The sequence below is a fragment of the Flavivirga abyssicola genome (assembly GCF_030540775.2).
GTDB lineage: Bacteria > Bacteroidota > Bacteroidia > Flavobacteriales > Flavobacteriaceae > Flavivirga > Flavivirga abyssicola.
Genome location: NZ_CP141266.1, coordinates 1705697 through 1719563, shown reverse-complemented (window position 1 = coordinate 1719563; position 13867 = coordinate 1705697). Strand labels below are relative to the sequence as shown.

Below are 13867 nucleotides of genomic sequence, written 5' to 3'. Positions count from 1 at the left end.
ACCAAATAATAGTATCTTTGGGGCGATTAAAAAGACAAATGAGTACTAAAAAACATCATTCTAGAACGAGAGCCCAAGAGAGTTCGAATGCCATTGAGAGGATGTATATTACTATGCGTCATTTGTTTAATAGGGGATTCTACAAACCTATGGGGATTTCAGGTGAAACTTTACGGCAGTCTTTATTGCTTTTACGCCCGGAAATATATGGCTCTATTGGAGAAGAAAAAGCCGAATTAGAAGGCTTGCTTTATGTTATAGATAGGCTTCCTGCAGGTATTGAAGAATGTACTTTTATTAATTTAACCAGTGATGAAGGCTATGGGAATTCTCATTTTAAGCCTATAATTCCAGAAAAAAGGCGTCGTAATTGCTATAGAATAGATGCCGAGCAGATGAATATTGAGATCACTCGAGGGCGATCAGAAATCTATGACATTTTAACACACCTTACCTTTCTTTTTATCGAATCTCATAAAATAAGTAATCGTGTTTTAATTGATGAACTAGGGGCAACAACAAGAGATTGGATAAAACTAGAAAAAGCAGTTTTATCAAAAAAGAAACTAACACAAGATGAGCGCGAAGTTGCCATGACACATGCCGCTAATATTTTAGGAAGAACATTTAATGAACTAAGAAGTGTTTATGATGAGTTTGCGACTACTTCGCAACCAGAAAGGCTACTTCATATAGTATATTGGCTGGGTAAATTAGCTATAGAAGAGCAAATACACAATAACAAGAGAACAGTAACCTTTAGTCCAGTTCTAAGAGAACGAATAGGACATCACATTCATGGGGAAATTTGGGCTGATTCCATAAAGGCGACTCTGTTAAAAAATGATCTATTAGAAAGACCAATACATATAATAAGTGCCAACATGCATAGTGTTATGAATACACTTTTTGTGTCTAGTGTATTGAAACCAACAAAACCTACAAAAGATGTTTTTGAGGTATATGAGTCTTTAAGTAAAAAAGAAGATGAAGGACTTCGAAATAAAATAAATAAAGAAGCGTTACTTCGGGGGATGATTTATATTAAAGATACCTCTGGAGCTAATATTGATGTTCAAATTTTTGACACTAGTAAAATAGATATTTCTAAAATAGACATTGAAGTTAGCGAAAAGGTATTAAAAGGAGACAAGCCAGTTATATTAGTAATGGATTATGCTTTTGGAGAACAAGCGTATGAAACCATTGATGAACTGTTGAAGCCATATAAAAATAAAGGAAAGAAAACACATCTAAATGTGGAATCGGTATCTATTATGGGTAAAGCAGGAATTTTAGAAGGAGGCAAAGGAGATATTATGATCCCTTCTGCACATATTTTTGAAGGGACAGCAGATAATTATCCTTTTGCAAATGAACTTAAGAAAGAAGATTTAGAAGACCAAGGAGTTGATGTTTATGAAGGATCTATGATTACTGTTTTAGGTACTTCATTACAAAATAAAGATATTTTGAAATTCTTTTACAACTCAACCTGGCAAGTTATAGGATTAGAAATGGAAGGAGCACATTATCAAAAAGCAATTCAGGCAGCTTCAAAAGTTAGAAATAGTATTAGCTCGGATGTAAAAGTAAGATATGCTTATTATGCCAGTGATAATCCTTTAGAAACAGGAGCTACACTTGCTTCAGGAGGTTTAGGAACTTCGGGAGTAAGACCCACATATTTAATAACAAGAACAATATTGAAACAAATACTTAATTAATACATAATAATTATGAGTAAAGATTTGCCACAGCCACAGCAATCTGAAGAAGTAGATTTGGGACAACTTTTTAAACTAATAGGGAATGCTTTTAATAACCTATTTCGCTTTATAGGAAGTATTTTTAATAAGCTTTTTTTAGCTTTTGTATGGCTAGTGTTTTTTGTAAGGAAGCATGTTTTAAAATTAGTAATTGCTGGTGTAGTTGGTGTTGTCTTGGGAATAGTACTGGAAAAAACATCAGAGCCTGTTTATAAGTCTTATATTACGTTAAAGCAGAATTATGATACTGGAGAAAATTTATATAATGACATTAACTATTATAAAAACTTAGTAAAACAAGAAGACATAAGTACTTTAGAAAACGTTTTAGGCATAAGAACAGTAGAAGCTGAATCTATTTTAGATTTTCAAATAGAACCAGCTATTAGCGAAAATCAAAAAATTAAAGAGTTTGATGATTATCTCCAAACACTAGACACAGCATTAGCAAAGACTGTAGAGTACAAAACGTTTTTAAAAAACACGAATGACTACAGTCATCAATATCAACAAATAACTATCAAAGCTAAAGAAAGAAATAATTTTAAAACGGTTTTTGATAGGATTATTAATAATATTAATTCAAATGCTTACTTTAAGCGAGAACAGGAGAAGGATTTAATAGAATTAAAAAAACAAGCTTCAGCTATTTCTAAATCATTGATTAAATCGGATACTTTATTAGCTGTTTATCAAAAAGCGATTGTAAAATCTGCTGAAAACAATAATGATTTTCAGGCACAAATCACGATAGAAAGAGGCAATAAAAGTTCAACCAAAGAGTTCGACCTTTATACCAAAGACCTGGAATTAAGGCAAGAGTTAGTTGAAATTGAAAGAGAAATAGCCGATAAAGAACATGTTATAGAGGTTACTTCTAGTAAGCAAGATAGTGGTACGATAGATAATAAAAAGGAGTTTTTGGGTAAATCAATTAGTCCTAAAAAATATTATGCACTTATATTAACTATACTTACGTTTATAGCTTTACTAACTATGAATTTTGTTAAGTTTTTAGAAGGCTATAAAGATAAAATATAATAAATGACGATTTTAATAACTGGAGGGGCTGGGTTCATAGGGTCAAATTTTATTGTTTATTTTCTTAAACACTACCCTCTTATTAAAATAGTAAATTTAGATAAACTACTTATGCAAGCTTCGCAATGTGTGCAGGTAATTGAAGAGCTACAAGGGCTAAAAATATGCTGTATTGAAGAAATAGTATAAAAATGGGATATATAAACAAATCTCAACTCAATAAACTTGCCCAACCATTGCTTAAAAGTGGTTATAGTGAATACTATCTAAAGTAATATAGAAATGATTGTTGAAGAAATATATTTAAAAGGTTGTTTTGTTTTAACACCTCAAGTATTCGAAGATGAAAGAGGCTTTTTTTTTGAAAGTTTTAATAAAAAAAATTTTGAAGCAGAAACTGGTGTTACTGTTGATTTTGTGCAAGATAATCAATCAAAATCATCGAAAGGTGTTTTAAGAGGGATGCATTTTCAAACTGGAAAATATGTACAAGCCAAATTAATACAAGTTATAAAAGGAAAAGTACTTGACGTTTGTATAGATGTTAGAAAAAAATCTCCAACGTTTGGTAAGAGTTTTTCTGTCATTTTAGACGATATTGAGCATAAACAAGTTTATATTCCCAAAGGGTTTGCACATGGTTTTTTGGTTTTGGAAGATGATACCATTTTTTCTTATAAATGTGATAATTTTTATAACAAAGAATCGGAATCAGGTATTTTATATAGTGATAAAGATATGAATATAGATTGGGATTTTCCTTTGGATAAACTTATTATATCGGATAAGGATAAGCAATTGCCTACATTTAAAGATTTTCTAAATGAGTACTAAAATCTTAGTAACAGGAGCCAATGGGCAATTAGGAAAAACGATTGAAGAACTATATTCCGATAATCAAAATGGACTTGATTTTATTTTCGCGTCAAAAGCAGAATTAGATATTACTAAAGAGAAAGAATTGAGATTATTTTTTAATAATAAATTTGATTATTGTATAAATTGTGCGGCATATACAAATGTTGAACAGGCAGAAAAAACACCAGAAAGTGCTTTAAAAGTAAATGCAGAAGGGGTTAAAAATTTAGCTGGAGTATGTAAAGAAACGAATACGATTTTAATTCATGTATCTACAGATTATGTGTTTGATGGTGAAAAGTTTGGACCATATTCTGTTCAGGATATTCCAAGCCCAATAAATGAATATGGTAAATCAAAATTACTGGGAGAGCGGTATATTAGGGGCATTTTAGATAGTTATTTTATAATCAGAACGTCTTGGTTATATAGTAAACATTATGGACATAATTTTTATCGTACGATCTTAGAAAAAGCTAAAACCGAAAATAAACTTATTGTTACGGATCAGCAGATAGGATGTCCAACTAACACTACAACATTGTCAAAATACATTATTGATATTATAATAAATCGGGATAATAACTTTGGAATTCGTCATTTTTCAGATGGCAAACCAATGACGTGGTTTAGTTTTGCACAGCAAATTTTATTGGAAAATAATATTTCTAATGAAGTTAAACTTGTTCAGGCAAAGAATTATCGTACTTTTGCCGAGCGACCCAGAAACTCAATTTTACAAAATTCTAATTAGCTTAACCTAAATATCTTAATCATATTATAAAATGCAAAAAAAAATAGCTTTAATAACAGGAGTTACAGGACAGGATGGTGCTTATTTAAGTGAGTTTTTATTAAAGAAAGGCTATGAAGTACATGGTATAAAAAGAAGATCTTCTTTATTTAATACGGATAGAATAGATCATCTATATCAGGATCCACATGTTGAAAATCAAAATTTCTTTCTTCACTATGGAGACTTAACTGATAGTACTAACTTAACCAGAATCATCCAGGAAGTACAACCTGACGAAATATATAACCTTGCAGCCATGAGCCATGTACATGTGTCTTTTGAAATGCCAGAATATACGGCAAATGCTGATGGAATAGGGACATTAAGACTTTTAGAAGCTTTAAGGTTGTTGGGAATGGAAAAGAAGACTAAGATATACCAGGCTTCAACATCCGAACTTTACGGAAAAGTACAGGGAGTTCCCCAAACGGAAACAACACCTTTTTATCCAAGGAGTCCATATGCAGTAGCAAAAATGTATGCCTATTGGATAACTGTAAATTATAGGGAAGCTTATGGTATTTACGCATGTAATGGTATTTTATTTAACCATGAATCGCCCATTAGAGGGGAAACTTTTGTAACAAGAAAAATTACCAGGGCCGCTTCTAGGATTGCATTAGGATTACAAGAAAAAATGTACTTGGGTAACTTAGATGCTAAAAGAGATTGGGGGCATGCAAAAGACTATGTTAGGATGATGTGGATGATACTTCAGGCAGATAAGGCGGAAGACTGGGTGATTGCTACAGGAAAAACAACAACTGTTAGAGATTTTGTAAAAATGAGCTTTGCTCATGTTGGTATAGAACTTGAATTTAGTGGGGAAAACGAAAATGAAAAAGGCTATATTAAAGCATGCAATAATCCAAAGTATCAATTAGAGATTGGTAAAGAAATAATAACAGTAGATGCAAAATATTTCAGACCAACAGAGGTAGATTTATTAATTGGAGATGCTACCAAGGCTAAAGAAAAGTTAGGTTGGGTTCCTAAGTATAACCTAACAGATTTGGTTGAAGATATGATGTCAAGTGATATTGCTCTTATGGAAAAGCAACAGTACTTAAAAGAAGGAGGTCATAGAATTAAAAATTATTATGAGTAAGTATTTATGGATAAAAACTCTAAAATTTACATTGCAGGGCATAGAGGCTTAGTGGGTAGTGCTATTTTTAAAAACCTTAAAGACAAAGGGTATAATAATATTATTGCTCGTACACATAAAGAACTGGATTTAACAGACCAAAGAGCTGTTTCTGATTTTTTTAGTCAGGAGAAGCCGGAATATGTGTTTTTAGCGGCAGCTAAAGTTGGTGGTATAGTAGCTAATAACACATATAGAGCAGATTTCATATATGATAATATGATGATTCAGAACAATGTTATTCATCAAAGTTATATTAATAATGTAAAAAAACTGTTGTTTTTGGGAAGCACATGTATTTACCCTAAAAATACTCCTCAACCTATAAAAGAAGAGTATTTGTTAACAGATACATTGGAATACACCAATGAGCCTTATGCTATTGCTAAAATTGCTGGGATTAAAATGTGTGAAAGCTATAACCTGCAATACGGCACTAATTTTATCTCTGTCATGCCAACGAATCTTTATGGACCTAATGATAATTTCGATTTGGAAAAATCGCATGTTTTACCTGCGTTGATAAGGAAAATTCATTTAGCAAAGTTGTTGTCAGAATTAAAATATGATCAGGTTGTAAACGATTTAGGCCTTAATAGTATTGGAGAATGTAAAGAATACTTAAAGACTTTTGGTGTATCCGCAAATAGTGTTGAAATTTGGGGATCTGGTAAACCTAAACGAGAATTTTTATGGAGTGAAGATATGGCCGACGCTTGTGTATTTATAATGGAAAACAGAAGTTTTTTAGATACTTATCCTGATGGAGAAAGAGAAGTTAGAAATACTCACATTAATATTGGTACTGGCACAGATATTTCTATAAAAGAATTAGCATATACAATAAAAAGAGTTATTGGTTTTCATGGAGACTTCGTATTTAATATCGAGAAGCCAGATGGTACAATGCGTAAGCTAACGGATGTATCAAAGTTAAATGGATTGGGTTGGAAACATACTGTAGAACTATCAGAAGGTATTAAATATATATATAATTGGTATATAAAAAACAAGTAATAAAAATATTTAACCTTTGGCAGTATTAACTTTATTAAGTCTAATGCCACAAGACTATTTTGAAAAATGTCCAAATTTATAAAGCTTATGATTTAAGTGAAAGGATATTTATAGTTTAAGTAATATGTTTTAGAAATAAAGACTATTTGGAAATCATATTGAGAACTATTTATGTTAAATAAATCAATGCACAATTTATGAAAAAGAAAATTTTAGAAATAATCATGTCATTTATTGGTAGAAATAGAACTTCATTGGTAATAAAATTAATTGCTAGAATTAATAATTTTTTCTACAAATCTTTTCATAATCTAAACTGGAATGTTTCCCAAAATAGTGAATTAAATACATTTTGTGTTTGTTTAAACTACTTTCGAAAAAATAATTTAATAGTTTTTGATGTTGGGTCTAATGAGGGGCAGTGGGTTAAGACCGTATATGAAAATTTATTGTCTGGGAATTTTTTAGCTGTAAAAATTACAGAAAGAGAATTAATCCAGAATTTATCTAAAAATAAAATTAATAAATAGAATATACTTCTCTGCTAATGAATAAATTAAAAAAAGCAATATTTATGGTATTGAAAAGTTTTATAAGTGGTATGTTAGTAAAAAACAACTAAATTGAGATATATAATATGAAAATATTAATCACTGGTGGAGCTGGATTTATAGGTTCTCATGTCGTAAGGCTATTTGTGAATAAATACAAAAATTATAAAATCTATAACTTGGATTTATTAACCTATGCTGGGAACTTAGAAAATTTAAAAGATGTTGAGAATAATCCTAATTATCAATTTATAAAAGGAGATATTAATGATAGTGATTTTATAAATAGCATTTTTAAAACGTATCAATTTGATGCAGTAATTCATCTGGCTGCTGAGTCTCACGTAGATCGATCGATTACCGACCCATTATCTTTTGTTAGAACAAATATTTTTGGAACAGTAAACCTATTAAATGCTGCGAAGGAAATATGGAAAAATAACTATAGTTCAAAATTATTTTATCATATAAGTACAGATGAAGTTTATGGTACTTTAGGTGATACTGGGCTGTTTACAGAAACCACCTCATACGATCCCAACTCACCATATTCAGCTTCAAAAGCAAGTTCGGATCATTTTGTAAGAGCTTATGGAGAAACATATAACCTGCCATATGTAATAACAAATTGTTCAAATAATTACGGTGCAAATCAATTTCCGGAAAAGTTGATTCCTTTATTCATTAATAACATAATAAATAATAAGGAATTACCTGTATATGGGGATGGTAATTATACAAGGGATTGGCTTTATGTTGCAGACCATGCCATTGCAATAGATTTTGTTTTTCATGAAGGGAAGCGTAATGAAACGTATAATATCGGAGGTTTTAATGAGTGGAAAAATATAGATTTGATTAAGCTATTATGCCAGCAAATGGATAATAAACTTAATAGACCAAAGGGAACCTCTGAAAAGCTAATTAAGTTTGTAAAAGACAGACCAGGTCATGACTTGAGATACGCTATTGATGCGTCAAAAATAAAAAACTCTTTAGGCTGGGGTCCATCGGTAACTTTTGAAGAGGGACTTAAATTAACTATAGATTGGTATTTAAGTAATTCAGAATGGCTGGATAACGTTACTTCAGGGAATTATCAAAAATATTATAGTATACAATACGGGCATAACTAAAAGTTTTAAACAAATGAAAGGTATCATTCTATCAGGTGGATCAGGAACGAGACTCTACCCTCTAACAATAACAATAAGCAAACAGTTATTGCCAGTTTACGATAAACCAATGATTTACTATCCTTTGTCAATATTAATGTTGGCAGGGATAAAAGAAATTTTAATTATTTCGACACCAATGCATTTGCCTTTATTAAAACAATTATTAGGTGATGGAAGAGATTTAGGATGTTCATTTTCTTATGAAATACAAGAGCATCCTAATGGTTTAGCTGAAGCTTTTATTATTGGAGAATCTTTTATCGGTGAAGATAGCGTGGCTCTTATCTTAGGGGATAATATATTTTATGGTTCCGATTTACCAAGGTTACTAAAATCTAAGGTTAACCCTATTGGTGGGACGATTTTCGCCTATCCAGTAGTTGACCCAGAAAGATATGGAGTCGTAGAGTTCGGAGATGATTTTAAGGCACTTTCTTTAGAAGAAAAACCAGAATTACCAAAATCTAATTATGCGGTACCAGGTTTGTACTTTTACGATAATGATGTTGTTAAGATTGCTAAATCTTTAAAACCAAGCAAAAGAGGAGAGTTAGAAATCACCGATGTAAACAAAAAATACTTAGAAATAGATAAGCTGGATGTAGGTGTTTTAAGTAGAGGGACTGCTTGGTTGGATACAGGTACTTTTGATTCTCTCCATGAAGCATCAGAGTTTGTGAAGGTTATTGAAAAAAGGCAGGGGTTTAAGATTAGTTGTATAGAAGAAATAGCCTATAGAAACGGAGATATAGATAAAGAACAGTTATACAAATTAGCTTTAAAATACGGTAAAAGCGGTTATGGTGATTATTTAAAAAGTTTGGCATAAAGAATAGTTAGTTTCAAATGAAAAAAGAAAGGAAAGCAATATTTTTTGGATGTAATGGCTATTTAGGGAGCCATGTAGCCTATGATTTAAAATCAAGAGGGTATTTTGTTTTTGGTTTTGATATTCATAATGAACCAAAATTTAATCATGTAGACAGGTATATCAAATTTGACATTTCAAACTTCGAAAATATAAAAAAAATAGATTTAAATGTAGATTATGTCTATTACTTTTCTGGGAAAACAGGAACACACGGGTCGTTAGAAAAGTTTGATCAATTTATAGACGTTAATGAAAAAGGGCTATTAAATGTTTTAATGTGTATTAAAGAACAAAATGTTTTTCCAAAAGTTATTTTTCCATCAACCAGATTAGTGTATAAAGGAGTTGAAAACACACCACTTTCAGAAGATGCAGAAAAAGAATTTAAAACTATTTACGCTTTAAACAAATTTCATAACGAACAAAGCTTAAAAATGTTTAATGCGTATTATAAGATTCCTTTTACAGTTTTTAGAATATGTGTGCCCTATGGAAATACTCTAAGTAATGATTACTCGTATGGAACGATAGGTTTCTTTTTGAAACAAGCGAAAAACGATGAGTCTATTACTTTATATGGAGAAGGTAATCTTAAAAGAACATTTACTTATGTTTCTGATATTTCCAACCAAATAATCAGAGTTTCAGAGCAAGACATGAGTAATTCTGAAACTTATAATATAGCAGGGGAAACATTTTCTTTGATAGAAATAGCAAATCTTATCTCAAAAAAATATAGCGTAAATGTGGAACGCGTTGACTGGCCAACAATAGCTATGGCTCTAGAAAGCGGAGACACGATATTTAACTCCTTAAAAATAGAGAAGTTTACAAAAACTAACAAAATGTCTCTACATGATTGGGTAAAAAACCTTTAAGTTTATAATGCATCATATATCTAAACAAAAAGAAATAGAGCTTTTATTTTTAAAGTCGGCTTTAACTACAGATAATCCTTTTAATACAACTAAAGAAGTTCTTGACTGGGTTAAAAGAAGAAATGAGGAGGTTGATGTTAGTGTTAAAAGGATAGGTTTTGATGAGATGGACAATTGGAAATTGGATAAGGTTCGGGGAGCAGTAGTTCATAGTTCAAATAAGTTTTTTTCTATACAAGGATTGGAAGTTAATACAAATTATGGGGAAAGAAAGACTTGGGATCAACCAATAATCAATCAGCCAGAAATAGGTTATTTAGGTTTTATTACAAAAGAGTATAAAGGCACTCTTTATTTTTTGATTCAGACTAAAATAGAACCTGGAAATGTTAATCATGTTCAATTGTCACCGACAATTCAAGCTACTAAAAGTAACTATACACAAGTTCATGGAGGTAAGACTCCAAATTATTTGGAATATTTTGTGAACGCTACTAGTGAAGAGATTTTAGTAGATCAATTACAATCTGAGCAAGGAGCAAGGTTTTTTAAAAAAAGGAATAGAAATATAATTATAAAAGTAGACAAAGACGTTAATGCATTAGAAGATTTTAAATGGCTTACTTTAGGTCAAATAAAACTTTTAATGCAGAAAGATAATATTATAAATATGGATACCAGAACCGTAATTTCTGGTATTTCTTTTGGTAACTATTCGTCTGGAACCATTGGTTTTTATGACATAATGAATAATAATAGAAATTCAATCGGATTTAAATTGTTAACGTCTGCTTTAGTTCACGACAAGTCACTCTTTTCCTTTAATCAAATAATATATTGGATTACTGCTCAAAAGGTAAACTATGAACTTTCAATTAAGGAAAAATCTTTAATGAACTTAAAAGATTGGAATGTTTCCGAAAACATAATAGAGCATAAAGAAAATCGTTTTTTCAAAGTCATTGGAGTAAATGTAGAAATAGGTAATAGAGAGGTTACGTCATGGCACCAACCACTTGTAGAGCCTTGTGATGAAGGGATTTGTGCTTTTATTATAAAAGAGATTGATGGAGTCATTCACTTTTTAGTGCAAGCTAAATTAGAAGCGGGAAATTTCGATATACTAGAAATTGCACCAACGGTACAATGTAGTACAGTTTATTCTGAGAATGAAAATGAGCAAAATAAAATTCCTTTTTTAAAGGATGTTTTGAAAGCAGAATTAGAAAATGTTGTATTTGATACACTTCAATCTGAAGAAGGAGGAAGGTTTTACAAGGAGCAAAATAGAAACATCATTATAAAAATGGATGATTCTTTTCCAAACGAAGTACCTGAAAACTTTACTTGGTTAACTCTAAATCAGTTAAAAAAGTTTATTGTATTTAATAATTATGTTAACATTCAAGCTCGCAGTCTAATTTCTGCACTATCTTATATAAATTAAAAAAATATGAATTGGGGAATACTTGGTTGTGCTAATATTGCAATAACATCTGTAATACCAGCAATTTTGAGATCAGATGCAAATGCAAAAATTATCGTTTCAAGTAGAAGCTTACAGAAAGCAGAAGAAGTATCAGGACGATATAATTGTAATTTTGTTACAGGTTATGAAAAATTACTTGAAATAGAAGAATTAGATGCTATATACATACCTTTACCTACTGGACTTCACTATGAATGGGTTTTAAAAGCATTAAAATTAGGAAAGCACGTATTAGTAGAGAAATCTGCTGCAATGACGTTTAATGAGGCCAATGAGATGGTAGAGTTAGCTAGAAGAAAAAATTTAGCCCTTGTTGAAAATTTCCAATTTCAACATCATTCCCAACATAAAGTAGTTAAAAGTATCATAAAGGAAAAAAGGTTAGGTGAATTAAGGTGTTTTAGAAGCTCATTTGGTTTTCCTCCTTTTGGAGGAGATAATAATATTCGATATAAGAAAGAATTGGGAGGTGGAGCATTATTAGATGCTGGAGCCTATACTTTAAAAGCAGCCTCTTTTATATTAGAGAAAGATTTTGAGGTGAAATCATCTTTTTTAGCAAATAATGATAAATACAAAGTTGATTGGTTTGGAGGAGCTTTTTTGATTGATGAGAAAAAAGAAATTTTTGTTGAAACAGCATTTGGCTTCGATAATTATTATCAGTGTAATTATGAAATTTGGTTTAGTAAAGGAAAAGTCACAGCAACTAGGGCTTATACTGCTAAATTGGATTATGCTCCAGAATTAATTATAGAGGAAGATGGGAATGTGGAAACTGTTCGTTTAGAAAAAGATGATCATTTTTTGAATATGATTAATTATTTCAAAACCATTATTCTTAATCATGATTTTGAAAAAGAGTATTCAAATCTTTTAAAACAGGCGTTATTAATAGAATTAGTAAAGCTTAATTCTTAAGTTTATAATGGTTTTGAAAAAGATAAATAAAGGGTTAAAAAAATATTTAATTAATACTATATGGCAATTTTTCGAAAAATTTTTCGCTCTATTTGTTTCTTTTATTGTAGGATTAACGGTAGCAAGATATTTAGGGAAAGAACAATATGGTATATTAGGATATGCTCAATCTTTAGTTGGTTTATTTGCCTGTATAGCAGATTTTGGAATTAATGAAATTCTTAATAGAGAGTTGGTAAAGAAAGAAAAACCTATTGGCCATTTTTTAGGAACAGCTAGTGTTATAAAGTTGATAGGAGGTATTTTAGCGCTTTCGGGAATATTAGCAACAGGTTATTTTTTAAACTTAGACACCCAAACGTTGCTTCTAGTTTTTATTTTGGGAACAGCGTACCTGTTTCATACAGTTTTTGTTTTACAATTTTATTTTAAGTCCAAAATTTTAGGAAAACAATTATTTTGGGTTAGTTTTTTTGCAAATATATTTAGCGCAACTTTAAAATTTCTTTTTGTTTTTTTTGAGTTAGACCTTATTTATTTTGGAGTAGCTTTGCTTTCTGAGTCTATAATGATGGCAGCTCTCTATTATCATTATTATTATAAATTAGGAGAGAATTTTAGTGATTGGAAGTACGATAGTAAAATAGCAACCTTGTTCTTAAGAGAAGGCTGGCCTTTAATTTTGTCTACAATAATGGTTACTGTTTTTATGCGCGTTGACCAAATAATGATTAAACATATTTTGGGCAATGCTAGCAACGGTTTATATAATGCAACCGTTAAGTTAAGTGAATTATGGTATACGATTCCTGTTGTTATTTGCAATTCAATATTTCCTTCAATGGTTAAAAGTAAGCAAGTAGATATAAGTACCTATAATTTAAGAATACAATCATTGTTTAGTTTTATGTTTTGGATAGCATTAGTTATAATTATCGTTAATTATGTTTTTGCAGATTTAATTTTTGATGTCACATATGGAGAACAATATCTTTCTTCAGCTGCAATATATCGAATACACATATTTTCTTCTATATTTATGTTTTTTGTTATCACTAGTACAAGATATTTACAAATAGAAAAGCTTACAAAACAAGTTTTTTATAGATCGGTATTAGGTGCTATATCAAATATACTCTTAAACATTGTTTTAATCCCCAAATATGGATTAAGTGGAGCCGCATACGCCACGCTTATATCTTACGGAATTATATCTTATTATCCTTTAGATTTATTCAATAAAAAACTTTTTGGGTTATTTAAAATGAAGATAAAGGCTATGAACCCATTTTATGCAATCAATTTTTTAAAATCTATTTATAGTAGTAAACGTTAAAAAATAGAACTTAAT

The 13867-nt window shown here is 30.4% G+C and carries 13 protein-coding genes and 2 pseudogenes; all 15 read left to right on the top strand.

All coding sequences use genetic code 11. The annotated features are described in order from the left end of the window. Positions 1-38: 38 nt before the first annotated feature. Complete coding sequence (locus Q4Q34_RS07185) at positions 39-1727, top strand: DUF6909 family protein (protein WP_303316582.1); 1689 nt, start codon at positions 39-41, stop codon at positions 1725-1727. Between the two features lie 12 nt (positions 1728-1739). Beyond that, on the top strand, positions 1740-2810 hold the full coding sequence (locus Q4Q34_RS07180; protein WP_303316581.1) for a GAF domain-containing protein: 1071 nt from the start codon (positions 1740-1742) through the stop codon (positions 2808-2810). Between the two features lie 3 nt (positions 2811-2813). Next, a pseudogene (locus Q4Q34_RS07175) lies at positions 2814-2918 on the top strand (NAD-dependent epimerase/dehydratase family protein); the annotation flags it as partial. After that, a pseudogene (locus tag Q4Q34_RS07170) lies at positions 2919-3085 on the top strand (glucose-1-phosphate thymidylyltransferase); the annotation flags it as partial. Positions 3086-3092: 7 nt separating this feature from the next. After that, complete coding sequence (gene rfbC / locus Q4Q34_RS07165) at positions 3093-3644, top strand: dTDP-4-dehydrorhamnose 3,5-epimerase (RefSeq protein WP_303316580.1); 552 nt, start codon at positions 3093-3095, stop codon at positions 3642-3644. After that, positions 3634-4422 carry a dTDP-4-dehydrorhamnose reductase gene (gene rfbD / locus Q4Q34_RS07160; RefSeq protein WP_303316579.1) on the top strand — a complete coding sequence of 263 codons (789 nt, stop codon included), beginning with the start codon at positions 3634-3636 and terminating at the stop codon, positions 4420-4422. Before rfbC ends, rfbD begins: the two co-directional genes overlap by 11 nt. A gap of 31 nt (positions 4423-4453) precedes the next feature. Then, positions 4454-5572, top strand: coding sequence for a GDP-mannose 4,6-dehydratase (gmd, locus tag Q4Q34_RS07155; protein WP_303316578.1), 1119 nt, complete (start codon positions 4454-4456; stop codon positions 5570-5572). A gap of 6 nt (positions 5573-5578) precedes the next feature. Then, entirely contained in the window at positions 5579-6628 is a 1050-nt protein-coding gene (locus Q4Q34_RS07150) for a GDP-L-fucose synthase family protein (RefSeq protein WP_303316577.1), read from the top strand. Between the two features lie 197 nt (positions 6629-6825). Continuing rightward, entirely contained in the window at positions 6826-7158 is a 333-nt protein-coding gene (locus Q4Q34_RS07145; RefSeq protein ID WP_303316576.1) for a hypothetical protein, read from the top strand. A 107-nt stretch (positions 7159-7265) separates the two neighbouring features. Then, on the top strand, positions 7266-8315 hold the full coding sequence (rfbB, locus tag Q4Q34_RS07140) for a dTDP-glucose 4,6-dehydratase (RefSeq protein WP_303316575.1): 1050 nt from the start codon (positions 7266-7268) through the stop codon (positions 8313-8315). 13 nt (positions 8316-8328) lie between these two features. Next, on the top strand, positions 8329-9186 hold the full coding sequence (gene rfbA, locus Q4Q34_RS07135) for a glucose-1-phosphate thymidylyltransferase RfbA (protein WP_303316574.1): 858 nt from the start codon (positions 8329-8331) through the stop codon (positions 9184-9186). Positions 9187-9203: 17 nt separating this feature from the next. Then, positions 9204-10106: an NAD-dependent epimerase/dehydratase family protein gene (locus tag Q4Q34_RS07130; protein ID WP_303316573.1), complete on the top strand. Its 903-nt coding sequence runs from the start codon at positions 9204-9206 to the stop codon at positions 10104-10106. 7 nt (positions 10107-10113) lie between these two features. Beyond that, a complete protein-coding gene (locus Q4Q34_RS07125; protein ID WP_303316572.1) occupies positions 10114-11553 on the top strand; it encodes an NDP-hexose 2,3-dehydratase family protein in 1440 nt (479 codons plus the stop codon). 6 nt (positions 11554-11559) lie between these two features. Further along, positions 11560-12516, top strand: coding sequence for a Gfo/Idh/MocA family protein (locus Q4Q34_RS07120; RefSeq protein ID WP_303316571.1), 957 nt, complete (start codon positions 11560-11562; stop codon positions 12514-12516). 13 nt (positions 12517-12529) lie between these two features. Then, the gene (locus Q4Q34_RS07115) at positions 12530-13852 is read left to right on the top strand and encodes a flippase (RefSeq protein ID WP_303316570.1); all 1323 of its coding nucleotides are present in this window, start codon (positions 12530-12532) and stop codon (positions 13850-13852) included. Positions 13853-13867: the final 15 nt, after the last annotated feature.

Bases quoted from the DNA above. Each gene is read 5' to 3' on its own strand.
- Q4Q34_RS07185 (WP_303316582.1), top strand. From the start codon at position 39: ATGAGTACTAAAAAACATCATTCTAGAACGAGAGCCCAAGAGAGTTCG.
- Q4Q34_RS07180 (WP_303316581.1), top strand. From the start codon at position 1,740: ATGAGTAAAGATTTGCCACAGCCACAGCAATCTGAAGAAGTAGATTTG.
- rfbC (WP_303316580.1), top strand. From the start codon at position 3,093: ATGATTGTTGAAGAAATATATTTAAAAGGTTGTTTTGTTTTAACACCT.
- rfbD (WP_303316579.1), top strand. From the start codon at position 3,634: ATGAGTACTAAAATCTTAGTAACAGGAGCCAATGGGCAATTAGGAAAA.
- gmd (WP_303316578.1), top strand. From the start codon at position 4,454: ATGCAAAAAAAAATAGCTTTAATAACAGGAGTTACAGGACAGGATGGT.
- Q4Q34_RS07150 (WP_303316577.1), top strand. From the start codon at position 5,579: ATGGATAAAAACTCTAAAATTTACATTGCAGGGCATAGAGGCTTAGTG.
- Q4Q34_RS07145 (WP_303316576.1), top strand. From the start codon at position 6,826: ATGAAAAAGAAAATTTTAGAAATAATCATGTCATTTATTGGTAGAAAT.
- rfbB (WP_303316575.1), top strand. From the start codon at position 7,266: ATGAAAATATTAATCACTGGTGGAGCTGGATTTATAGGTTCTCATGTC.
- rfbA (WP_303316574.1), top strand. From the start codon at position 8,329: ATGAAAGGTATCATTCTATCAGGTGGATCAGGAACGAGACTCTACCCT.
- Q4Q34_RS07130 (WP_303316573.1), top strand. From the start codon at position 9,204: ATGAAAAAAGAAAGGAAAGCAATATTTTTTGGATGTAATGGCTATTTA.
- Q4Q34_RS07125 (WP_303316572.1), top strand. From the start codon at position 10,114: ATGCATCATATATCTAAACAAAAAGAAATAGAGCTTTTATTTTTAAAG.
- Q4Q34_RS07120 (WP_303316571.1), top strand. From the start codon at position 11,560: ATGAATTGGGGAATACTTGGTTGTGCTAATATTGCAATAACATCTGTA.